Origin of the sequence: Ruminococcus sp. B05, from assembly GCF_003628495.1 — a bacterium.
Taxonomy (GTDB): domain Bacteria; phylum Bacillota; class Clostridia; order Lachnospirales; family Lachnospiraceae; genus Schaedlerella; species Schaedlerella hominis.
The window spans coordinates 230,937-255,453 of record NZ_RBZR01000001.1; the positions used below are offsets into that span (position 1 = coordinate 230,937).

At 42.7% G+C, this 24,517-nt stretch carries 18 protein-coding genes and 1 pseudogene; 14 read left to right on the forward strand and 5 right to left on the reverse strand.

The window, feature by feature from the left end; genetic code table 11:
• Positions 1-13 precede the first annotated feature (13 nt).
• The 5 genes from D8Q48_RS00865 to D8Q48_RS00885 all read right to left on the reverse strand — a co-directional run bounded on the left by D8Q48_RS00865 (position 14) and on the right by D8Q48_RS00885 (position 5,683).
• Positions 14-1,237 (reverse strand): FAD-dependent oxidoreductase, encoded by a 1,224-nt coding sequence (locus D8Q48_RS00865; RefSeq protein WP_117539296.1) that lies wholly within the window; start codon positions 1,235-1,237, stop codon positions 14-16.
• Entirely contained in the window at positions 1,234-1,686 is a 453-nt protein-coding gene (locus D8Q48_RS00870) for a 4Fe-4S dicluster domain-containing protein (RefSeq protein WP_022250998.1), read from the reverse strand. Before D8Q48_RS00870 ends, D8Q48_RS00865 begins: the two co-directional genes overlap by 4 nt.
• 11 nt (positions 1,687-1,697) lie before the next feature.
• Positions 1,698-3,581, reverse strand: a complete 1,884-nt coding sequence (gene cooS / locus D8Q48_RS00875) for an anaerobic carbon-monoxide dehydrogenase catalytic subunit (RefSeq protein ID WP_004613474.1) — start codon at positions 3,579-3,581, stop codon at positions 1,698-1,700.
• Positions 3,582-3,665: 84 nt separating this feature from the next.
• Entirely contained in the window at positions 3,666-4,067 is a 402-nt protein-coding gene (locus D8Q48_RS00880) for an Rrf2 family transcriptional regulator (protein WP_022251000.1), read from the reverse strand.
• A 191-nt stretch (positions 4,068-4,258) separates the two neighbouring features.
• Positions 4,259-5,683: a phospholipase D-like domain-containing protein gene (locus tag D8Q48_RS00885; RefSeq protein ID WP_121055093.1), complete on the reverse strand. Its 1,425-nt coding sequence runs from the start codon at positions 5,681-5,683 to the stop codon at positions 4,259-4,261.
• A gap of 318 nt (positions 5,684-6,001) precedes the next feature.
• On the opposite strand from D8Q48_RS00885, the pseudogene D8Q48_RS00890 reads away from it, so the two are divergent.
• The 14 genes and pseudogenes from D8Q48_RS00890 to D8Q48_RS00955 all read left to right on the forward strand — a co-directional run.
• Positions 6,002-6,277: pseudogene (locus D8Q48_RS00890) on the forward strand (PTS transporter subunit EIIC); the annotation flags it as partial.
• 289 nt (positions 6,278-6,566) lie between these two features.
• Positions 6,567-7,409, forward strand: a complete 843-nt coding sequence (locus tag D8Q48_RS00895) for a hypothetical protein (RefSeq protein WP_121055095.1) — start codon at positions 6,567-6,569, stop codon at positions 7,407-7,409.
• Between the two features lie 37 nt (positions 7,410-7,446).
• Positions 7,447-8,265, forward strand: coding sequence for an iron dependent repressor, metal binding and dimerization domain protein (locus tag D8Q48_RS00900; protein ID WP_117861477.1), 819 nt, complete (start codon positions 7,447-7,449; stop codon positions 8,263-8,265).
• Positions 8,266-8,284: 19 nt separating this feature from the next.
• A complete protein-coding gene (locus D8Q48_RS00905) occupies positions 8,285-9,121 on the forward strand; it encodes a hypothetical protein (RefSeq protein WP_117861485.1) in 837 nt (278 codons plus the stop codon).
• 342 nt (positions 9,122-9,463) lie between these two features.
• Positions 9,464-9,946 carry a hypothetical protein gene (locus D8Q48_RS00910; RefSeq protein WP_117539288.1) on the forward strand — a complete coding sequence of 161 codons (483 nt, stop codon included), beginning with the start codon at positions 9,464-9,466 and terminating at the stop codon, positions 9,944-9,946.
• Between the two features lie 68 nt (positions 9,947-10,014).
• Complete coding sequence (locus tag D8Q48_RS00915) at positions 10,015-15,720, forward strand: NEAT domain-containing protein (RefSeq protein ID WP_130647805.1); 5,706 nt, start codon at positions 10,015-10,017, stop codon at positions 15,718-15,720.
• Positions 15,721-15,893: 173 nt separating this feature from the next.
• Entirely contained in the window at positions 15,894-16,901 is a 1,008-nt protein-coding gene (locus D8Q48_RS00920; protein ID WP_118688490.1) for a heme-binding Shp domain-containing protein, read from the forward strand.
• Complete coding sequence (gene isdE, locus D8Q48_RS00925) at positions 16,891-18,006, forward strand: heme ABC transporter substrate-binding protein IsdE (RefSeq protein WP_117989251.1); 1,116 nt, start codon at positions 16,891-16,893, stop codon at positions 18,004-18,006. Before D8Q48_RS00920 ends, isdE begins: the two co-directional genes overlap by 11 nt.
• A gap of 14 nt (positions 18,007-18,020) precedes the next feature.
• Positions 18,021-19,094, forward strand: coding sequence for an iron ABC transporter permease (locus D8Q48_RS00930; protein WP_117989250.1), 1,074 nt, complete (start codon positions 18,021-18,023; stop codon positions 19,092-19,094).
• Complete coding sequence (locus D8Q48_RS00935; RefSeq protein WP_330514141.1) at positions 19,084-19,965, forward strand: ABC transporter ATP-binding protein; 882 nt, start codon at positions 19,084-19,086, stop codon at positions 19,963-19,965. Before D8Q48_RS00930 ends, D8Q48_RS00935 begins: the two co-directional genes overlap by 11 nt.
• Positions 19,966-20,028: 63 nt before the next feature.
• Entirely contained in the window at positions 20,029-20,424 is a 396-nt protein-coding gene (locus tag D8Q48_RS00940; protein ID WP_005340203.1) for a YbaN family protein, read from the forward strand.
• Between the two features lie 11 nt (positions 20,425-20,435).
• The gene (locus D8Q48_RS00945; protein WP_117539274.1) at positions 20,436-20,777 is read left to right on the forward strand and encodes a nitrous oxide-stimulated promoter family protein; all 342 of its coding nucleotides are present in this window, start codon (positions 20,436-20,438) and stop codon (positions 20,775-20,777) included.
• A 58-nt stretch (positions 20,778-20,835) separates the two neighbouring features.
• Entirely contained in the window at positions 20,836-22,575 is a 1,740-nt protein-coding gene (locus D8Q48_RS00950) for an ABC transporter ATP-binding protein/permease (RefSeq protein ID WP_121055099.1), read from the forward strand.
• A complete protein-coding gene (locus tag D8Q48_RS00955) occupies positions 22,575-24,329 on the forward strand; it encodes an ABC transporter ATP-binding protein (protein WP_118688492.1) in 1,755 nt (584 codons plus the stop codon). Before D8Q48_RS00950 ends, D8Q48_RS00955 begins: the two co-directional genes overlap by 1 nt.
• The last annotated feature ends 188 nt before the right edge of the window (positions 24,330-24,517 follow it).

Sequence of the window (24,517 nt, forward strand, 5' to 3'; positions counted from 1 at the left end):
CTTTCATTATACGTTATATCTGATAGCAATACGCTCCATTTTCTTTGACTCCATAAAAATCGGCAAAGGAAAGATGGAAAATATCTTGTTCTTTTCCGGATAAATCAATCTGATTTTTGATTAAATACTGATAAATACCGGAATAGTCAATTTTTCCCTGTAGTAAGATGCTGTCAAGCTTTCCATCTCTGATGATGGCACGTCTGTAATTGTGAGCATCTTCCTCCTCAAGCACGATATCGCCTTCCTCGGCAACACCGCGACCGAGGGAGAGTGTGACGAGCCCGTAGAAGTTCATTGTGTTTTTCATGGCGTAGCGGTCTGTGTATTCCGCCTGTATTCCGCACATATTGAGCGCAGCAATCTGTCCCTGCTTCATTGCATTTGGCCAGATTCCGGAAAGACCGGTTACATCTCCTGCCGCATAAATATTCGGGCAGTTTGTTTCCATGGTATCAGAAACCTGAATAAAGCGGTCTACATGAATTGGAGTATCAAGGGCACATTCCACGGCAGGGCGGACACCGGCTGCAACGATCACCAGGTCGCAGTCAATTTTCGTTCCATCATCAAGGAGAACAAAATCAATTGCGCCGGCTTCGTTCATATGTGTCTCTGATGCTTTTTTGCCGAGAAGAAATTTGCAGCCATGTGATTCGAATAAAGTTCTGTACGCATTGCCGGCGGTCTCATTCAGCTGGATCGGAAGAATGCGGTCTGCCATCTCTACAACGGTTACATCTTTCCCCCGCTCTAAAAATGCGTATGCAGTGTCCATGCCGACCAATCCGGAACCAACTACAAGGATACGGTTCGCCTGATCAGCAAGAGACCGGATTGCCTGCGCATCAGACAGGTGACGAAGGCCAAAGACATTATTAGCTTCCCGAAACTGTCCGACCGGAGGAATAAAGCTGTTTGCTCCGGTTGCAATCAGCAGACGGTCATAGGAACAGCAGGTGTTATCATTGAGAACAACGACCTGTTCTGCGGTGTCGATGGTGCGGACAGAGACACCGTTTCTCCATTGAATCCGATAAGTCTCAAAAAAGTCCGGCTCTACAAAGGACAACGTATCCTCATTACGCTCATGACTCAGATAGCGGTGGAGCATACAGCGGGAATGTACATGCTCATCCGTTGAAATCATTGTGATAGCAGCATCCGGGTCATTTTCACGGATTGCTTTTGCGGCGGTGATACCGGCAGCGCCGACTCCGATAATTACATGAATCATAAAGACACCTCCTCAACATAGATTGCTTTCTTTGGACAGGATTTCACGCAGTTTGGCTTTGCATCGTCCTTCATACAAAAATCACATTTGACGACTTTTGTATGGGTTGCGGTGTCTGCTTTTAAAACGCCGTAAGGACAGTTCATGACACACATAAAGCAAGAGCCGCATTTTTTTTCGTCGTAAGAGACAATTCCCGTTTCCGGATCTTTGGAGAGGGCGCCGCTCATGCAGGACATGACACACTCCGGTAGATCACAGTGTCTGCAGAAAATCGGGCGGTAACTGCCGTCCGGCATTTTTTCAATGTGATTGCGAGATTCATTGTGAATATCCGTAAGGTCTAAGTCATAGACGGTTCCAGGGGTATCCCTGTGTGCCTGCATACAGGCGACGGTGCAGTTTTTACAGCCGTCACAGAGAGAGGCATTGATCATAATTCTTCTCATAGCAGCACCTCCTATATCTGTAAGCCCTGACGTTTTTCTAAAATGATCTGTTCCAAAATATCGGCAGAGGCTTTTGCGTCATCGTTGATAATCACCTGTCCGCCGGTCAGTTCTTTCATATCCTCTGTCAGAACCTTCACGGCAGTCTTGCTTCCGGTTACAAATGGAGGAAGTCCAAGGTGAAGCGGAAGACCGAGAGCCAATCCGAAACATCCGTCAGCCAGTGCCTGCTCTTCAAGCCATTGAGCGGCAGACAGAACGAGCGGGAGCTGAGGAAGGTCAACACCAAGTTCTGCGGCAATCTCTGTCGCAACAATTTCAAGACGTCCGATTGCAAGGCAAGGACCAAAATTCAAAACAGGCGGAATATTCAGTTTCTGACAGACTGCACGCAGGCGAGGTCCGGCTAATTCGGCAGCCTCCGGTGTCATCAGGCCACAGTTTTCGATTCCTCCTGAAGAACATCCGGCTGTCAGAACAAGAATATCGCGCGAAATCAATTCTTTTGTAAGTTCCACGCTTAAGACATCGTGTCCGCCGGCTGTTAAGTTTGAGCAGCCTACGACACCGGCAATTCCCTTAATCTCACCTGCTGCGAGCAGTTCAATGAGAGGAGTCCATTTCCCACCGAGGAAGGATTTTAAGGAGCCTTCGCTTACACCGGTTAACGTATGGTCATTTCCATGCTCTTCCATCAGATTGAGCGGAACGCATCCTCGTCTTTCTTTGTAAGCTTCCACAATTTTATCGATGATGAGATCACTTTGTTCTGCGCGGTGTTCAAATTCAAATGGCATCAGTTCTGCATTTGCTTTTTTCGCTACATCATCCAGACAAATCTGTTTGATCTTCAGCTCGTCACAGATTGGCTCGATACCCGGAAGTGTACAGTTGAATTCGGACAAAACTGCATCAATTGCTCCGGTTGCGAGAATTGCTTCGCTTGTGTAGTTATTACCGGCATGTCCGTCGAATACTTCTGTATAATGAGCGCCACGGAGTTGTAGATCCTGTCCCACACAGGTACATCCAACCAACTTGAACCCTTTTGCACCGGCTGCCAAAGCTTTCTTTTTTGCCTCTTCGGAGATGAGTTTTTCCTGCAGATCGACAAAAATCGTATGCTGATGTCCGGTGATCATGATATTGATGTAATCCGGATCAATGACACGAAGTCCGACCGGAGCAAGACGAAGTTCTGGCTGACCAAGAAGTACGTCATTGAGAAGGTTGGTCAGTGTCAGTCCGTATACGCCTGTTGAAATTCCAAGTTTTAGACAGTCAGTGAGCATATCGACAGGGTCAGAGTTTAAGTTTGTGGAACATTTAACCACACCTTTGAAAACTTCTGCTTTTGCACCGCCTGGCATGATACCGAGTTCTTTCCAGCGCTTGATGCGCGGAGCATATGCGATTTTTTCAATCAATTCAGCGGATACATATTCAGGCTTATATAAATCAGCAAGAACGGAGTCGGCGACTTTCTCAGCTTTCACATAGATATCCTCATCTGTGATACCGAATAATTCAGCAAGATGATCCAAAGATTTCAATCCTTTTAATTCACCGCGGATCTGAGCTGTTTTTTTCAAATTCAATGCGGTATTTTCAACAATATGTATATAACATCCGCTGCCGGAAGCGACTGCTCTTAAAAAGTTTCGGGTGACGATCGTGTCTGCGTTGGCGCCGCAGATACCTCTTGGAGCCTCCGGAGTGATACGGCAAGGCCCGTTAGAGCAGAGACGGCAACAGACACCTTGAAGACCAAAGCCACATTTGGTACTCTGACCCTCCACACGGTGATGAGAAGTTTCCACTGGGAGCGAACGGATAAATCCTTCTAAAGGTTTATCGGCGCTTTTGCAAGTTGTACATCCATAACATTGATTCATGATAAAATCCTCCTTTTAAACTTGACTAAAATAGTAAAGATTAGGCCTGAAAAATATGCCTGGCACATTTTTCGAGTATACAAATTATCCGAAAAATAATTCAGATAAAGATTTCTGACGCATCTCCTGCAAAAGCATGGATTGCAGGCGGCAGAATTCCCGATGTACCAGACATGGTTTTTGCTGATTGTTCATAGAACAGTGATAGCCGTCTTTCATACACTCTAAAAGCAGAATGTCAGGGTCTACGGCGGCACAGATGTCATAGAGAGAAATCTCAGATAATGTCCGGTTCAGACAATATCCGCCATTTGTGCCGCGGCAACTTTTTAAAAGACCCTGTTTTTCCAGTTTTCTGGTAATTTTGTATGTCATTGCAGAAGGAAGCTGCTCTGCTGCACAGATATTGGAGACACTGACAAGTTCTCCGTCTGAGAGCGCTCTCATAATTCGGATCGCATAATCACATTCTTTTGTAAACAGCATAAAATACATACCTCCTGAGTCATTTCGCCCAATCCTGTTCGGGTTGTATTTACTATATAATACTGGATAAAAATGGTCAAGTATATAGAAGCTACTTGTAAAAAAACGGTAATATAGACAAAAACAGGAGGTGTTTGTCTATGTTTTAACAAATAAAATTATACAACATTAACAAAACAAACCATTGTGTGTTACAAGAATCTTCGAAGTGGAATGGTTATCACACGCAGTATGGCATAGAAGATCTTTTTTCCAAAACTCAAATCTTTGGAGTGATAGTTTTCACCGTAATCATATTCACTGTCATTTCCCATTGTTTTGCTGTATGTTTTGTCGCGTTCCATTTCAGCTTGGATGATGGAATTTAACTCCGGGCAGTCCACTGCAAGCATCAGTTCGGTATCCTGATAGGTGCTTCGCATATCCATATTATAAGAGCCGACAATGCTCATGCGGTCATCAATCAAAACAGCTTTTGTGTGACAGGAATGAGCTCCCATAAATTCATAGACGCGGGCGCCGGTTTCCCAGATGTTTTTTTTCTGGTTCAGATAATCTGTGCATCCCCAAGGATTTGCGCCGCTTGCCACATCATTTGTGCTGATCTCCACCGGAATGTTCTTTTCGTGAAGTTCTGTCAGATCCTGATACATTTCTTTTCCGCAAATAATATAAGGAGTGTAGATACGCGCCTGTTCGCCTTGCATCATGAGCTGATGAAGAGAATACCACATCCACGGCTCTTTGTTCTCGGACTTGATTGGATTGGAGAGCAAAGATACTTTATTTGTCTGCAGTGTGAGTGCTTCATAGTCCCATGTACTGTAAGCGTCCGGATATTTTTCTTTTAGAGAAGTGTACCGATTTTCTAGTTTTGCTTTACAGCTTTGAATCTTTTTGGTCATTTTTTTGCAGGTATATTCTTTGCTGTCAGAAAGAGCCCAGACAGATTCAAAATAGTCAGTGAGCTGGCGGATGGAGGAAGAGTCGTTTTCTGCCGTCTCATAGACAAATAATTCACGATCAATATTTTTGGACCTGGAGTAGTCGCCGAGAAATAAATTTGTCGTATTTCTTCCGCCGAGCAGATACATTTTCTGGTCGACAATGACGTATTTGTCATGCATCCTTGCCTGTAAGTTCCAAGGTTTTAAAAGATTTATAGGATTGTAAATGCGAATGGATACGTTTTCGTGTGAGGCAAGTGCCTGAAACCAGGGATTTCGTTTTACATCTAAAAATCCGCTGATTCCGTCAACGAGAATGCGAACCGAGACGCCACGGTCAGCAGCGTGCAGCAGAGATGCCATCATATCCTGCCCTGATTTGTCCGCATTAAAATCAAAAGTAGAGAGGATGATTTCGTCTTTTGCCTCGTCAAGCATATGTAATCGGTACAATAAGGCATCTGTGTTGTCATTGATATATGCAACCCGTTCCGTACCGGCAGTATCACTGTAAAATGACTGTTTTGCGAACTTTTTCTGATAAGATACAGAGACATTCTTGTGTTGAATATATGGAATGGCAAGCAGCGCAATATAAATTAGCAAAAAGAGAAGTAAAATCTTTCCGATTGGTAAGCTTCTGAGTGAAAATAAGTGTTTCTTTTCCATAATAAAATCCCTCCTGTATGCTAGTATAAATCGAAATATACCTTTTGTGTTGGATTTGAAATATTAAATTTTTAGAAAGCGAGCTAACTTTTATAGGGCAGAGTGGGAGCAGTGAGAAAAAATAAATTGACATTTCCCGATGAAGAACTTATAATGTAGGTATATTGGGTGTGTAACTGTACGGCAGGCATTAACCTTACATGAACGTTATTTTGGATGTTTTTGTAGGTTAATGCTTTTTTGTTGCATAAATACATGTAAAACTCCAGAGTATCTTCATAAGAGCCAAACGAGTCAACAAGAAAGGGGAAAAGAAAGGTGAAAGACAAGATTTTTGGTATTTTACAGAGAATCGGAAGATCTTTTATGCTTCCGATTGCAATTCTTCCGGTGGCGGGTCTGCTGCTTGGAATCGGAAGTTCGTTTACAAATGAGACAACAATTGCCACATACGGACTTCAGAAAATATTAGGAGACGGGACAGTGCTCCATGCACTGCTTACGATCATGAATAAGGTCGGAAGTGCGGTGTTTGATAATCTGCCATTGATTTTTGCGGTTGGTGTTGCAATTGGAATGGCAAAAAAGAAAAAGAGGTTGCGGCATTATCTGATATGCTCCCTTCTAGGTAAACAAGTTTTTATTATTTCACTTGTCTACCTAGAAGGGAGCATATCAGATTTAGAAATCGTTAAAGCGACAGCCCCAACTTTGTCTACAGTCTGATCCAAAAACATGTTTTTGGATATTTTTATATGGAATTATAATGTTGTAGGGGAAAATGCATTGACAAACCTGAAAAAAGGACAATATAATTAAAATTACATAGTTTGAACCAACTAACCAAAACGTAATCGGAAAACGAGAAACAGAGGAAAAAGCAATGGAAACAAAGAAAGTGGCAAAAGAATACCTGCAAAAAGATATTCTGCGGACGATTTTCCAAATGCGGAAACGGCAGGAGGATGATAAGCAGATCAAAAAAATCATCGTATTAGACTATGACCTGACCGAGTATCACTGGAAAACGAACATTAAGAAACTGCAAGAGGAAGGCTTTCTGGAAACGGACAGTGATGCGAAGATTCCGGCACTGACAGAAAGCGGAACGGAGTATGCGAGACAACTGCAACGGGCAGCCGAAGGCTGGAATCAGTTCTTGCAAATGAGTGGAGTCAATGAAAAGACAGCAGACAGGGATGGCAGACTCATGGCGTGTGAGGTATCCGATCCGGACAAAATCGAAAATTTATGGAAATTTATCAATGACGGTGGAAGAAGTTCCATTCCGAAAAGTGTAGACTGCCACACGCTGTGGAAGAAGTTGAAACCGGGAAAGTATCAGATGTGGTATTCCTTTTACACCACAGAAATTGGAAAAGAGAGAAAAGCAGCTATCGAAGATATGCGGTTTGAAAGGGATGGCTGGCTGCACATAGAGCCTTGGGAGATTTGGTTGGAACTAACGGAGCATCCGGAAAATGAGGATGACAGGACAATCTGGTATCAGAACATGTATGGAATCTGGAAGAAGGCAGAAGTAAATGATCACAGCATCAAAATACCTGCCGCAGCATTTCACATAGAGTACGAACAGCAGTGGTTGGGTGAAATACATTTCACCTGTAATCTGGGGTTTGCCGCAGAGAAAAAGAAAGGCTCCAAGAAAAAAACGATATGCTTACTGGATGGAAGGCTTTTGCAGAAAATACCGAATATCGTGTAGCGGATGAATATTAAAAAAGACAGGTAGGAAAGGTAACATGGAAAGAAAGATTGAAAACAGAAATATTGATGTGACAAAAGCCAGAGGCGAACTGGAAGAAGATCTTCTGGAATATGTCTACCGGATGTGGAGGCAAGGCAGACAGATCACATCGAAAGAGTATGCCAGAGAAGTGAATATAACCGGATATGAAGCGGCAGGCCTGGTGCGGAGTCTGGTGAAAAAAGGATTTTTGTGCGAGCCGGAAAACGGACATCTGGAACTGAGCGATAAGGGAAAACTGGAAGGTATGGAGTGCCTTGCACGCCATGAGAAACTGACACAGTTCTTCCAGATGGTAAGTGGAATGGATCAGCAGAGGGCGCAGGAAGATGCCTGTAGAGTGGAACATTATATCAGTCCGGAAGGGTTAAAAGGAATTGAAAACTTTCTGCAGTACGGTGACGTATATGACAGAGTTTATGACGATATGGACTTGTATACCTTTTATGAGGATGGTGAGTTCCCGATGGCATTCGGACTGTATGAACCGGAACGACGCAATCCAAGATTCCTTGCACCAGAGTACGGGAAACTGGAACATTCTGTTATATTAAGAGTGAAAAAGTCCCAGAACTGCTTCCTGCTCAGGACAAAAAAGGACGAATCCATCGGCTATGTATGGTACAGAAGAGATGATGAATGGATACAGGCGAAAGAAGAAAAAGGTGTTTATCAGTTACCGACAGACATCTGTACTTATACTGCCAATACAGGAATCCCGATTACAGAAGCAGTGGCAATCATTGCGATTACACGCTTTGATCAGAAGCCATTGCCAATCGATTATCGGGAATTGAATATTCATGTATGGTGACGAAGAGAGGAACAAGAAAATGGAAAAAGGTGAACATCTAAAGAGACAGAACAGACCTACAATGCTGCAACTGCAATATTTACAACGCCTGTCAAAAGTAGAAAAGAAACGTGGAGCTCAGGGAAGTATCGCAGAATATTATAGCGTGAACCGTTCAACGGTGAACCGCTATTTTAAGAGCTGCATAGAAAGAGGAATTCTGACAGAATCACTGGAATTTACTCCTGCAGGAGAAGAATGGCTGGAACGATATTCCAACCTGTATGAGAATCTTGAAAAATATCTGGAAGAAATCGGTGCAAAACCGGAAGAAATCGAGGAATCACTGGATGTTATGGTGGAGAATATCGACATCCACATGCTGGAACTGATGATCAATGCCTATGCAGAGAAAAAATCAGTATATAAGAAAAAAGAGAATGAACTGGATCAGGAGATACAGTACAATCTGCAGAAATGTAAAAGGCATCCGGTAGTGTTCCGGCTTTACCGGATGAATAAAAAGCAGGGGCAGGGAAGAGACTCTATGGCGATGAGAGGATTTGAAGAAATAGCCGAAATCGTTCAGGAGAATGGAGAAAGCTATCTGGAATTAAAGTTGAAAGAGATGGCTGCACACTCCAGAGTGAGTGGTGAAATGATGGCTGGAAAACTGAAAACATTGAAGTATGAGCATAATGAAGTTCTTGAAGAAGCAAGAATAGAGAATAATATAGTGAAAATCCCGATGGAAGCGTGCAGAATCCACCGATGGACGGGGATTGGCACGATGGGAATTGTACCAGTTACCGTTACCTGCAGTGTAGGACCAATGCACATGCCGGAAAGCACTGCACTGTTATATTTCTGGGTATAAATAAGAAGTGAGAAAAATTCTCATTTACGCATATCATGTAACAAAATAAGAAAAAATTTCAATAAAGTGCCGTTGTTGATAAAACACTATCAATAACGGCACTTTTACGTCTATTGTTGTCTGAATAGCAACAAAATCAAAGAAAATAACGGCTTATTTGTTGCAATTCAGGCAACAAACTTGTAAAAAATGGTGTTGACATTGGATGGCAAATTATGGTATCTTTCAGACAAGGAGTTAGATACGAGTAACCGGAAATATTCTCGTAGAACTCTAAACATCATAACTGAAAATTTATTAGCAAAAAGCTAATGCCAAAAAACGAAAAGGAGGATTACAGTTATGAGAAAGATCAAGAAATTAGTTGCTACACTGTTAGCAGCAACAATGGTACTGGCAATGGGAGTTACAGCATTTGCGGCTGAAAATGACTCTACAGCATTAGCGGCAGGAACATATACTGCTAATCAGAATCTTTACAAAGATGCAGAGTGCACCAATCCATCAATGGGTGATGCAGCAGTTAATGACATGTGGGCTGACATTACTATAAATGCTAATGGAAAAGCAACACTGGTTGTTCATACACATGAAATTAAATATTTAGGACTTACAGGTCATTTGGGAAAAATGGAAATCAATGGAACAGCTAAAGAGCCTGTTAAAGACAGCTCAGGTGACGTAGTAGATTATTATTTTACATTCACAGATTTAGATGCTTCAATGTTTTATGAGGGTTGCGTGATTACTGGAAAGTTCACAACATACGTAGGAATTATGCCGATGAGTGCAACTGGATATCTGAAACTTACAGGAATTGAATAATTGACATAATTATTTAGGAGAGGCTGCTGTACAATTGGTGCAGCATCCTTTTTGTGAATGGAGACAATATGAAAATAATAAAAAAATTATTAGCGTTTACTCTAAGTGCAAGTATGGTGCTCGGGGCGTCTGGACTAGATGCGTTTGCAAAAACAGAAGAAGATGTATCAAAGACAGAAACGAATACATCTGGCATAGAAGCGAATAAATCTTATCTTGTACCATTGACGTTTTATGATGTGACTGGAGAATCAATTCGAGATTATGGAGGACTCGGAGGAATTCCAGAGTTTATAGATAATGTTGCGATTGTTAGTAAAAATAGCGATGATACTTATCATGTAACGCTCCAGATAGAAAACTACAATAAAATAGATGTATTACAATTTTCAAAACCAGGGGTTATATCTGATGAAACAGAACCGAGGAATGCTCTTTTTGGAACGTATAATTTACCAGAATCGTATATTTTTGAAAAAGATACAGCAGAAGATGTCAGAACAGCTATAGACAGATACATAAGTGAAGAGTGGAATGAAAAATATATCCAGAATGTGGATGTACAGACAGCAGATACAGGAGTTTCATGGTATTCATTTGATGTTGATAGTTTGGAAAAATCAATTTATGTAAAGAGTTTTCGCAGCTATGGATATAAAAGGGTAGGAAAAAAATATACTTATGCTTCGGGAATAGACTCAGGAAAATTTACATTTGATTTAAGTCAAGCAGAAACGGTAAATGAATTGAGCGATTCTAGTTATAAAAATGCAGGTCTTGAAATTTCAAAAGTTTCAACAACAGCAGGAGAAACGGTAAATTTTTATGCGTTTCCTGTAGAAGGGAATGAAGTAAATGATTATTTCGCTGGAACGAATGACATTAGTGTCGATAATCAGAAAATGGAAGTTTCAACAGAACTTAAAAATGCGGATAACATTGCATCAGTTCAGGTACTTAATGGGATAAATGATTTAGGAGATAAATCAACTTCTACTACAGAGAATACAAACTTTTTACAGTATAAATATGCATATTCGGCTGAACAAGTAGGAGATAAAACAATTTCTGTTTATTCAGACAATATTTTAAGTGATGGAAAAATTTCTCTTACATTTTCTAACTTACAGGAGGCTGTATTCGGTAAACAAATTAAAGTTCAAACAACCGATGGAAAAACCTATTATGGAGAGGCAAGAATAAAAAGCAATGCCAAGAAAGATTTACGTTTAACCGACTGTGGTGTAACCGTAATAACAGACAGCTACAATGTAGGTAGTGATAATCCGGAATTTAAAGCAGAGTTACTGGAAGAGAATACAGATGAAGATAGTGAATATAATAAATATTTTTCACTTTTAGCAGGAAGTTCATCAAAGGCTTTGATTTATAATTTGGGAATAAATGTAAATGGAACAACTGTTAAACCGACAAGAGCGGTAGAACTTAGAGTTAAGATACCAGAGGACTGGGACACAAGTAAAATTGAAGTTCAATGGTATGATGCTCCGGTATTCCAGATATTTAATCCGATTGAAAACTTTGGAAATTCTTCTTATAAAAATGAAGATGGTAGTATCCGGATGGATGGTGATGAGTTAGTTATAACAGGAACTACTTGCGTATATAATACATTGGCAATTTCAGAAAAATCAGATAAGACAGACATTTCTGAAATAAAAGACGGAGTTTATAATGTTAATGTTACTATGTGGCAACAGGATCAGCCGGATAGATTATCTATGAGTAATTCGGCGGTTGTTAATGATTCTGCACGCTTAGTAGTTGAAAATGGAAAGAAACATATCTATTTTGATACGCAGGGAATTACAATCGCTGGTCGTTATGGATATAGCAATGGAATATTCTGGGCAAATAATGAACAGACAGAAGAAAATGGACTTCCAGTATTAAGTGAATATACACCACTTGATTATTACAGTTATTATCTGAATGATTCGGGTAGCACAGATATGGATTCTTATGCAGAACAGTATGATCTGTATTATCCAAAGACAGTTGGATTTGAGTTCCCGGAATCAGCAGACAGAGATGACGGGGTATATCTGAACTTCTTTGTCCCTATCATGGATGAACTTCAGAATAAAGTTCCTGGATCTGGTGAAGGATGCAGAACGGCATTTATGACTTTATCTGGTTTAACACCTGTAGCGGAAATTAACGAGCCAACCCACGATAAATCTGTTTTAGTTGTAGCAGTTGATAAAGCATCTAAATATACAGCCGACAATTATACAGAGGAATCTTACAAAGTATTATCTGACGCAGTAGCAAAAGCTCAGAAGGTAATCGACGGAACAACTTCTGCAAACGATTCGGAAATCGTAGCATTAGATAAAGAAATTTCTGATGCAATCAGCGGATTAAAAGAGGCAACTGGACTTGACAAATACAATAAAGTTCTGAAAAATGCCAAGGCATTAAATGAAGCAGAATATACAGCAGAAAGCTGGGCAGACCTTCAGGCAGTGATTACTGCTCAGGAAGGAAAGGTAACAGAAGCAAATGTAGATCAGGCATCCGCAGACCTTCAGTCAGCAGTAGATGCACTTGTACCGATGTCAACAGCCGTTTCCATGGAAAAAGGTGTTTACGAAGTACAGGCAACACTTACCAATCAGGATGGAACAGCAAGTGATTTGAATGCAGGATTAAAATCTGCTCGTTTATATACAGATAAAGACGGCAATGTAACTGCTTATCTGTACGTGGACGGAATTACCGGTATGCAGTATCGCAAGGGTGCCGGATATGCAGATGCAGATACAGACGCAGGCAGACTTGTAGTTGCACTTCCTGCAAATGTAGAAAACCACAAAGTAAAAGTAACAACAGAAAGCGGAGAAGCAGAACTCCTGTTAAATCTTGATTTGAAATCTGCAGTAAAACAGGCAATTAAAAAATCTGATTTGGAATCAAAACTGAATGATGCGAAAGCGTTAAAAGAGAAAAACTATACAAGCGAATCTTTTGCTGGATTAACTGATGCGATTGCTACAGCAGAAAGTGTTCTGGCAGATAAGGTGGCATTCCAGTCAGAAATCACGGCAGCAGAGACAGCCTTGGATACAGCAACCGCAGGTCTTGTAATGAAAGAAGAAGTAAAAGCAAGAGAAGAACTGGATCAGGCAGTTTCCGATGCGAAAAATAATTACGCAGAAGCAAATTATACAAAAGACAGCTATGAGAATCTGAAGTCTGCAATCAAGGAAGCTGAAGAAGTATTAGCAAAATCTGATGCGACAGCAGATGAAATGAAAGAACAGGTTGAAAAACTGGATAAAGCAGTGAAAGCACTTGTTCGTCTGGATGATGCAGTAGATAAGTCAGAATTAAATGGCTATATCGAAGATGCACTGACCAAGACAAATGACGGCACTTATACAGACAACAGTTGGAACAGTTTCCAGGCAGCAATCAAATCTGCTCAGAAAGTATCCGCTGATGTCAATGCAACAAAAGCAGAAGTAGAAAAGCAGACAAAACTGCTGACCTCTTCTTATGAAGCACTTGTTGTTAAGAACAAGCAGAGTGATCTTTTTGAAAAATATCCGCAGATTTTTGAAGGTACATATTCCGTACCGATCAAACTGCTCAACGCAACATCCGATGAAAATTCTATGGGAAATGCTTCCATGGTTCAGACCGGAATTGTAAGAGTTACGGGTAAAGGTGAAGTAACACTGGAGATGAACTTCCAGTCTATGCAGTTTGCCGGAATGACAGGCTATCTGTACAAACTGAAAAAAGTCGATATGGATACGGTTGAATACAACAAATATAATTATCCGGTAAAATATGAGGCTTCTGATGCGACAACTCTGGAAGAGTACACGGACGTTTATGATTTATTTAATGATAAGAACTCTGAATATTATGACAAGAATACCGAAGGAAACTGGTATCCGAAGAAATTATCGATCCCGATTAAACTGAACGATAACCTGTTCTATATAGATGTTTATGTTCCAGTTATGGAAAGCATTGGTGAAGGTCAGGGTACAAAAGTTGCCAGAGTTTCTATCGACTGGGCTAATATCAAACAGGAGACAGGCGTTGAGAGAGATAACAGTGTAATCGAAGTACTTCTGGATCAGGTGAAGGCTATGTCTAAGGGCGATGTTGCAGATGAATACTGGAATGCTTTAAATGCAGCTTATATGACAGCACAGGATGTGTATAATGACATGAATTCTACTCAGAAAGAAATTGATCTTCAGGTGAAAGCTTTACAGGCAGCCGTAGACGCAGTAGAAACTCAGGTTGTAGACAAGACAGAACTGAATGCATTGATTGAAAAAGCAACAGCAGAAGCAAACCGTACAGATGTTGTTTATACTTCTGCAACACTTGAAGCATTAAAAACAGCGATCACAAATGCACAGGCAGTGGCAGCAAAAGAAGATGCTACCAAGGCGGAAGTTCAGGCACAGGTAACAGCACTCCAGACAGCACTGGATGGTTTGAGAGCTGTAGATAAGACGAATCTGAATGACTTGATTGCAAAAGCAAAAGCGGAAGCAGCAAAAACAGATGTTTACGAAAGCAACAGTCTGACAGTCCTGAATACAGCAATTACACTGGCTGAGAATGTTGTGGCAAATCCAAAAGCAACAGAGTTAGAAGTTGCAGCAGCAGAGAAATCCCTGACAACTGCTTTAAATGGACTGGTAGAAAAAGAAGTTGTAGATAAGAGCAAACTGGAAAGTAAGATTGCAGAAGCAAAAACATTTGTAAGTCAGACAGACGTTTACACAGAAAGCTCTCTTGCAACATTGCAGAGTGCAATTAATCGTGCACAGAATGTCATGGATAATGATTCAGCATCACAGAAACTTGTAGATGAACAGGTGACGAAACTGACAGAAGCAATCCAGCAGTTAGCAAAGAAAAATGATGGAAAACTGGATATCAAGAATCTTACAGATGGTGTTTACTCCGTTTACGGTACAATGGTCAAAGTAGACAAGAATACATATTCTATGTCAAATGAGGCGATTAACCATACCATCAAACTGACAGTAAAGAATGGAAAATACTACATTACCATGAACTTCAATGGTCTGACAGTAGGACAGAAACTTGGATATTTAAGTCAGCTGAAATACTTCACAACAGGTTACACACCTGATGAGAAGTATGGAACACCACAGGGAAATCTTGCAGATGTTACCGTAGACAGTTACCAGAAGAATGCAGATGGAACATTAGTATCTGATTCTTATGGAACAAACTATCCTGATGTCGTTACATTCGAACTGATTCCGGAAGCCCTGAATGATGGATATGTGCCATTACAGGTATTTGTTCCGATCATGGATGCAATCAGTTCCGGTACAGGCACACAGCCGGTATTCCTGAAACTGGATTGGAGCTCATTAAAAGCAACCACATCCGATGATCCGGATTTTGATAAGAACGACAACAACAATAGCAACAACAATAATTCCAACGGAAATAACAATAATGGTTCTTCGATTGGAAATGGCTCACTTGGAAATAATACTCTCGGAAGCAATTCCCTTGGAAGCAGCAAACTTGGTTCTTCCTCACTTGGAAGTGGTTCTTCAAGTCTGAAGAGTGGAACATCCAGCCTTGGAAAGGGTACAGGTTCCAGCCTCAAGGGCGCATCCAGCGTTAAGACAGATGATGTCGTAGCAAACAATACTCTTTGGGCAACACTCCTTCTGCTCGGTGGAGTAGCACTTCTTGCCGGACTGATGGAGTACAAGAGAAGAAAAGTTACAAAGTAAACGTTATAAAGAAAAAGCTTAAGAATGGCTTCCTGATCTGACAGGCAGTTCGTAAGCAGACAGGTAACTGTTCAGAGCCGGGCAGACGGAATCTTAACAGTTACGCAGAAAGAAAATGGAAGTCTCTGCTACATAAGTGGCAGGGACTTCTTAAGTATAACAGGAGAAAAAAGATGAGATTAGCAAAGATAAAGAACAGAATCAAATCTGTGGTGATGGCTTCGGTACTTGGTCTTGCCATGCTGGCTGGTTTCCCGGCAGTGGAGGCACAGGCGGCTACAGGTAGTGTCTATACCTGTACCATTAACCGAAGTTATTCCAATCCGGTTACAGGCAAGGTAGAGGATGCTGGAGGTGCAAGCTCGTATGCCACCGGACAGGGAATGGTAGAAGGATGCGTGTATCCGACTGGTATTTTAGAGGTGGCAGATGATGGAAATTATTATCTGACGATCCGTCTGAGTCTGATGGATTATACCAGTGGACATGATTTTCAGGTACAGAGTGTCGGTGACTCCGGCTGGTCAAGTACTGGGTATGCACAGACAGGTACAGGTTCTGACAGTAACGGAACGACAGCCGATGTCGTAATTCAGGTGCCAAGTGAAAATTGTATCGTGCGTGGAACGATGTATGTAGAACCAATGGGAAGAAATGTTGTATTCTATCTCTACCCAAGTGATTACAAGGAAGGTAATAACACTGATATGAATGCAACGATGGTAACTGGAAGTGCAGCAAGTAACGGAACAGCAGCAGAGAGTTCTTCCAATGGAGGGTCGGCAGTATCTGGTTCTTCAGGCAGCATAAGCTCTGGAAATTCTTCTCTCCAGAGTTCAGGAAGTACTTCATCCGACAGTTCCACAGGCAGTGCGTCATCCGGTAAGAAATTACAGAGCAGTATATCAGAAGCAGCAAAGCCAAGCAGTGAATCGGAAACTCCGAGTACGGACAGCAGTACACTGGACAGTGCAGAAGGATTAAGTCTTTCTACCGCAAAGGATGCAGATGCAGCAGACAGTGACAGTACTTCCACATCGACTTCAGGAAACAAGGTATTTCAGATCGCAATTGCGGTTCTGGTGGTCGGTCTGATCCTGATCGGTGTTGTGGCTGCTGTGGTATTCTATTTCCGTAAGAATTGGAGACGCTGGGGAGGTGGACAGGACGATGATGAATAGAAGATTAAAGAAAGCATCCGCAGTCCTGCTTGCGATGACCATGCTCTTTTCCCTTGCCGGATGTGTCGATCAGAGTCAGGGAAAGAAAAGCAGTGACTCCGGGACAAAGACCGAGAGCAGTGCGGATACTTCTTCGGAATCCGCAGAGTCGTTATTGAAGATCACCGATCCGAAGGAAAAGGCTGCGGTGGAAGCAGCGAAGAAGAAAGTGAAGGAGCTGGATGGAGAGCCGAGGATCATTGCGACCTCTCCGGCAACCGCAGATATCTGTGACAAGCTGGAACTGGATCTGGTGGGTGTATGCAGCAGTACCGTATCCACCATCCCGGACAGATATAAGGATGTAGAGATGGTCGGAACAGCCATGAGTCCGGATACCGAGATTCTTTCATCCTTAAAACCGGACTGGATCTTAAGCCCGGTATCCTTACAGAGTGACCTGCAGCCGAAGTATGAAGCCATCGGTTCTGACTGGGCATTCTTAAACCTCAGAAGTGTACCGGGTATGTACCGTTCCATCCAGGAGCTGGGCGAGATCTTCGACCGGCAGGATCAGGCAGATAAGCTGGTGAAGGAATTTACCGAGTTTTATGATGACTATAAGAAGAAAAATGAAGGCAAGGAGCATCCGAAGGTGATGATCCTGATGGGACTTCCGGGAAGTTATATCATTGCCACACCGAACTCCTATGTGGGAAGTCTGGTGGAACTGGCAGGCGGAGAGAATGTATATTCTGACACCGATCAGGAATTTCTGACCGTCAACACGGAAGATATGAAGACAAAAGAGCCGGACATCATCCTGCGTGCAGCCCATGCACTGCCGGATCAGGTCGTGGATATGTTTAACAAGGATTTTGCTGAGAATGATATCTGGCAGCATTTTGATGCAGTGAAGAATGGCAGAGTCTATGACCTGACGTATGAATACTTTGGCATGAGTGCAACATTTAAATATCCACAGGCACTGGAAGAGTTACAGCCGATCCTGTACCCGGAGAGTGATGAAGATACACAGAAAGCAAAAGAAGCCAGTGACAATGCACAGAAGAAAGCCAAGGATTCTGACGCAACTGAGAAATACAACGAACAGCAGAGCAAGTAGAAAGGAGAGGACAGATGAAAGAGACCAAATTACAGAATACTTCTGAGACTTCTAAAACCGAAGTCCAGAACCTCTCCGCACAGGATAAAGCAAGGAAACATCGAAAAACAGCAAAAGCAGCCATTTCTTTTATCGTGATGATCTTGCTGCTTGTGGCATTATTCTTTGCGGCAGTGAACATCGGAAGCCTGAAGGTCAGCTTCCCGGAACTGCTGAAAGGATTGTTTGTAGAATACAATGAAGATGTGGCAACGATCTATGACCTGCGGTTCCCACGAATTGTAATCTCTATGTTAGCAGGAGCAGCGATAGCGGTATCGGGTGTGTTGTTTCAGGCAGTACTTAAGAACCCTCTTGCTGATCCAGGAATCATTGGTATTTCCAGTGGAGCAAGTTTTGCGGCAGTATTGATTACCGCATTTGCACCGACTTTATTTTTCTTCGCTCCATTATTTGCATTTCTTGGCGGTGTGATTGCATTTGTCTTAGTTTACAGCCTGTCATGGAAAGGGGGATTAAGTCCTCTGAGAATCATCCTTGTCGGTGTGGCAGTCGATGCGATGTTTACGGGACTTTCCAGTGCATTAAACTCCATGAACGGTGGGAATATGTCCGGTGTGGCAGCCATCATCAATGGAAACATCACCATGAAGACATGGGATGATGTGAAGACCTTAGTACCATATGTCGTAATCGGACTGGTACTGGCACTGGTCATGACAAAGATGTGTAATCTGTTGGCGCTGGAAGATAAGACAGCCAGGAGCCTTGGAATCAATGTCAATGCCATGCGTATTGTGATCTCCCTGATCGCTGTACTGCTTGCAAGTATTTCCACAGCAGTGGCCGGAGTGATCAGTTTCTTAGGACTGATCGTACCGCATATCGGAAGAATTCTGGTAGGAAGTGACCATAAGGCATTAGTTCCATTTTCTGCCTTGTTCGGGGCATTTACATTTTTACTTGCCGATACCATCGGAAGAACCATTGCTGCTCCGTATGAAGTGTCCGCATCGATCATCATGAGTGTGGTCGGAGGCCCATTCTTCATCATTCTGTTAAGGAGGTCTAAGAAGTATGCAAAATAAAAAGATAGAAAACAAGCTGACCTCGGAAGATATGGAACTGATCAGGAAAGATTCCACTTTTGAGCAAAAGAAAAAAGAGAAAAAAGCGGATAAATGGGCAGACAAGCCGGCGATGGAAGTCAGAGACCTACATTTTGCCTATGGTAAAAATAAAGTGTTAAAAGGCGTATCTTTAAAGATTGAGGAAGGTAAGATCACGACTATCATGGGGGCGAACGGATGTGGAAAATCCACTCTGTTCTCCCTGATGACGAAGAATCTCTATCCGGGGAAGGGGAATATTTTCCTCAAGGGAAAGAATATCCAGAACCTGAACTTAAAAGAATTTGCCAGAAAAGTAGCCATCGTCCAGCAGTATAACAGTGCATCGGATGATATCACTGTTGAGAATCTGGTAGCATTCGGAAGAACCCCTCATAAAAAGATGATGCAGGGAGACAGTGCCGAGGATGAGCGCATGATCGAGTGGGCGCTGGAAGTCACGAACCTGATGGAGTACCGGGACAGAGAAGTATCAAGACTTTCCGGAGGACAGCGCCAGAGAGTATGGATCGCAATGGCACTTTGTCAAGGAACGAAGACATTGTTTCTTGATGAGCCGACAACCTATCTGGATATCCGGTATCAGATCGAGATCCTGCAGCTTGTAAAAAAACTCAATCAGGAATTTGGCATTACCATTATTATGGTACTGCATGACATCAATCAGGCAATCACTTATTCGGACAACATCATCGGAATGAAAGACGGAGTGGTACTGGTAGAAGGTGATCCGGAGGAAGTAATCACCGAAGAAAGTATCAGGGAGCTGTATGGTATCGAACTTGGCGTGACGAGAGTAGACGGACGGAAGTTTGTGCTGGCGGTGTAGGAAAATAGAATCAGAATCACAAATAAAAAAGGGAGAGAACTCCCACAGGAGAAAAGAAAGAAGATGAAAAATCCATTAAAAATAGTCTGGATCGTGCTTGGATTTCTTTGTCTGGGACTTGGTACGATAGGAATTGTACTTCCTATCCTGCCAACTGTTCCGTTTTACATGGCAACGCTGTTCTGCTTTGCCAAGAGTTCAAAGAAACTGCATGATTGGTTCATAGGAACGAACTTATATAAGAAACACCTGGACAGTTTTGTCCAGAAAAGAGCCATGACGATGGGAACAAAGTGCAAGATCGTAGGAACTGTGACCGTAGTTATGGCGATCGGATTTATCTGCATGAAGAATGTGCCGGTTGGAAGAATCTGTCTGGCAGTGGTGTGGGTGTGCCACATCCTGTATTTCTTCTTAAGGGTAAAGACAGTAAAAACGGGAGAAATGGAAGCGGAATAAACAGCTTTGATATGAATAAAAAGAATAAAGTAGAAAAAAAGCGGCAGAAAGAACAGTATGTCGTGGAAGAGATGATCCGGCTGTACTGCCGGAAGAATCATAAGGAATATGACAAAACGACAGGAAAGATGTGTCCTTCCTGTCAGGAACTTTCGGATTATGCCAGACTCAGAAGCCAGAAATGTCCATTTATGGAAGAGAAAACATTCTGTGCAAACTGTAAAGTGCATTGCTACAAGCCGGAGATGAGGGAGAAGATTCGAGTGGTCATGCGGTTTTCCGGACCGAGGATGCTTCTGTATCATCCGGTGTTGGCGGTATGGCATCTGGTGTGCAGTGTGAAAGAAAAATAGTGTAAAAATAATGAAAAAGACGAAACCCATATATAATAAAGTGAGTTGGTAAAAGCAAATGATTAAAACAAGACTGGTGGGACTTTTATCCCACGCCAAAAAGTACATTGTCTACACCATCCTGTGGCAGTGGGTGGCATTGCTCTCGCAGGTACTGGCAGTATTTACGATTGCTGAACTGTTGGAGCGCGTGGTCTATCGTGCGGTGACAGTGCCGGCGATTGAGAGGACAATTCTGATCCTCGTCCTGGTGGTGATCATACGATTTGTATGTGAACGGATGGGAGCAAGGTCTTCGTATCTTGCATGTGTAGATGTAAAGAGAATTTTAAGAGAAAAAATTTATGACAAGATGTTGAAACTGGGAGCTTCCTACAGTGAGCAGGTGTCTTCTTCTGAGGTGGTACAGGTTTCGACAGAGGGTGTTGAGCAGTTGGAAACGTATTTTGGAAAATACCTTCCGCAGTTGTTCTACAGCCTAATCGCACCACTGACCTTATTTCTCATTCTTTGCAGAGTGAGTGTAAAGGCAAGTGTGATCCTGTTGATCTGTGTGCCACTGATCCCGATCTCGATCGTTGTGGTACAGAAGATTGCAAAGAGATTATTAAATAACTATTGGAGCATCTATACCGGACTGGGAGATTCGTTCCTTGAGAATCTGCAGGGACTGACGACACTGAAGATCTATCAGGCAGATCAGCAGAAAGCGGATGAGATGGATGTGGAATCCCAGAACTTCCGCAGGATCACCATGAAGGTACTGACCATGCAGCTCAATTCCACAAGTGTGATGGATATTGTGGCGTATGGTGGTGCGGCGATTGGTATGGCAGTAGCGGTATCTGAGTTTTTAAAAGGAAATATTTCAGTAAGCGGAACGCTTTGCATCGTCCTGCTTGCGAGCGAGTTTTTCCTGCCGCTTCGTCTGCTCGGTTCCTTTTTCCATATCGCAATGAATGGAATGGCAGCAAGTGACAAGATCTTTAAGATCTTGGATCTGCCGGAACCACAGGCGGGAGAAAAATGTCTGCCGGATGGCGCATTGGATGTGTCTTTGAAGGATGTCCATTTTTCTTACGAAGCGGATCGAGAGATTTTAAAAGGCATCAACTTAAATCTCCCGGCAGGAAGTTTTGTATCACTGGTTGGTGAATCCGGATGTGGTAAGAGTACGATTGCCGGAATCCTTGCAGCAAAGAACCGGGGATATAACGGAGAAATCACCATCGGTGGTGTATCGCTTAATAAAGTGAATGAAAACAATCTGATGCAGAGGGTTGTTCTGGTTCGCCATAACAGCTATCTGTTCAAAGGTACGGTAGAAGAAAACCTGAAGATGGCAAAACCGGACGCAACGAAAGAAGAGATGGAAGCTGTCCTTCAGAAAGTCAATCTCTTAGGGTTCTTACAGACACAGGATGGCTTACAGACACAGTTGCTGGAAAAAGCAAGTAACCTGTCCGGCGGCCAGTGCCAGAGACTGGTGATTGCCAGAGCATTGCTTCGGACAGACAGTGCAGTTTATATTTTCGATGAAGCGGCATCCAATATCGATGTGGAAAGTGAAGAACTGATCATGAATGTGATTCACGAACTGGCAAAGACAAAGACGGTGCTTCTGATTTCCCACAGACTGGCAAATGTCGTGAAGTCCGACAAGATTTATTTCTTAAAAGACGGGGAAATCAAGGAAAGTGGAAAACATGACGAACTGATGAGCCAGAATGGTGCATACAGACATCTATATGAAAGCCAGATGGCTCTGGAAAACTATGGAAAAGGGGGAGTGGCATAATGAGTGAACATACAAATACAACAAAACGCAGAAGTGCCATTCAGATCATGGGAAGCCTGATTGGGTTAGTAAAACCCCTGCTCCATATCATGCTGGCAGCAATTATCCTTGGAACATTGGGTTACTTGTGTGCGATCTTCTTGACAATACTGGCAGGACAGGTCATCGTGCATGGACTTCTGACAGGGGTAGCGGGAATGATCGTTCCGGTAGAGAAGATGTGGTTAGTATTTACTCCGGTAAAGACGATTATCACAGTCATGATCGTGATCGCAGTGCTCCGGGGAATCCTGCATTATGTGGAACAGTATTGTAACCATTTTATCGCTTTTAAACTGTTGGCGATCATCCGTCATAAAGTGTTTGCTTCCTTAAGAAAGCTCTGCCCGGCGAAACTGGAAGGCAGAGACAAGGGAAATCTGATCTCTATTATTACAACAGATATTGAATTACTGGAAGTGTTCTATGCACATACCATTTCCCCGATTGCGATCGCAACACTGACCTCGATTATCATGGTAATCTTTATCGGAAGATATCACTGGTTAGCAGGACTGCTTGCACTGGCAGCTTATCTGATTGTCGGTGTAGCCATCCCGATGTGGAATGGAAAACGTGGCAGCCAGAAGGGAATGGAGTTTAGAACAAGCTTCGGAGAACTGAACAGTTTTGTTCTGGATTCCTTACGTGGATTAGATGAAACCATCCAGTACGGACAGGGCGAAAAGAGAAAAGAGCAGATGACAGGGCAATCCAAAAACCTTGCCGGAATGCAGGAGGATTTAAGCAAAATGGAAGGCTCACAGCGTTCATTTACGAACATGGTCATCCTGCTTGCATCCTTTGGAATGCTGGCACTGACGATCTGGCTCTATGCAAAGGGCGAGATGGGATTCGAGGGAATCTTAACCTGTACGATCGCAATGATGGGTTCTTTCGGCCCGGTAGTAGCATTATCAAGCCTTTCCAACAACCTGAACCAGACACTGGCAAGTGGTGAGCGTGTTCTTTCTTTGTTAGAAGAGACACCGCTTGTGGAAGAAATACCGGGGGATGTGTCTGACACTAGGGACACCGGGGAGGCCTCGTTTACAGGGGCAAAAGCAGAGAATGTAACTTTTGCCTATAAGGTGAGTGAAACAGAGACAGATACGATTCTGGATCATTATTCCCTTACCTTACAGCCTGGACAGATCACCGGCATTCATGGGGCAAGTGGTTCCGGTAAGTCCACGCTTCTGAAATTGCTGATGCGTTTCTGGGATGTGCAGGAAGGAAGTGTGTCGGTAGATGGTGCGGATGTCAGAGAGATCCCGACAAAGCATCTAAGGGATATGGAGTCTTACGTGACGCAGGAAACACACCTGTTCCATGACAGTATCGCCAATAATATCGCCATTGCCAAACCGGGAGCAACGAGGGAAGAGATTATGGAAGCGGCAAAGAAAGCGTCTATTCATGACTTTATCATGACACTTCCGAAAGGCTATGATACAGAAGTCGGAGAACTGGGAGATACGTTATCTGGCGGTGAGAAGCAGAGAATCGGAATCGCAAGAGCATTCTTGCATGATGCAGAGCTGATCCTGCTGGATGAACCGACTTCGAATCTGGATTCGTTGAATGAGGGTATCATCTTAAAATCATTGAAAGAATCAGCGGAGAAAAAAACGGTTGTCCTGGTATCCCACAGAGTATCCACAATGAATGTGGCAGATGTGGTATATGAAATGGAGAACGGCAGAATTTCTTAACAACAGCAATACAGAAGAAAAACTGGGTTTGTAAGAATCGAGAAGGAAAAACTAAATTCTCATTTACGAGTATTTCTTTCGATATTCGGCGGGAGTCAGTCCGATGTGTTTTTTGAACACCGTGAAAAGTGGCTCTGGGATGAGAATCCGAGGTAAGCTTCAATCATAGTTGCTGTTTTGTCAGTATA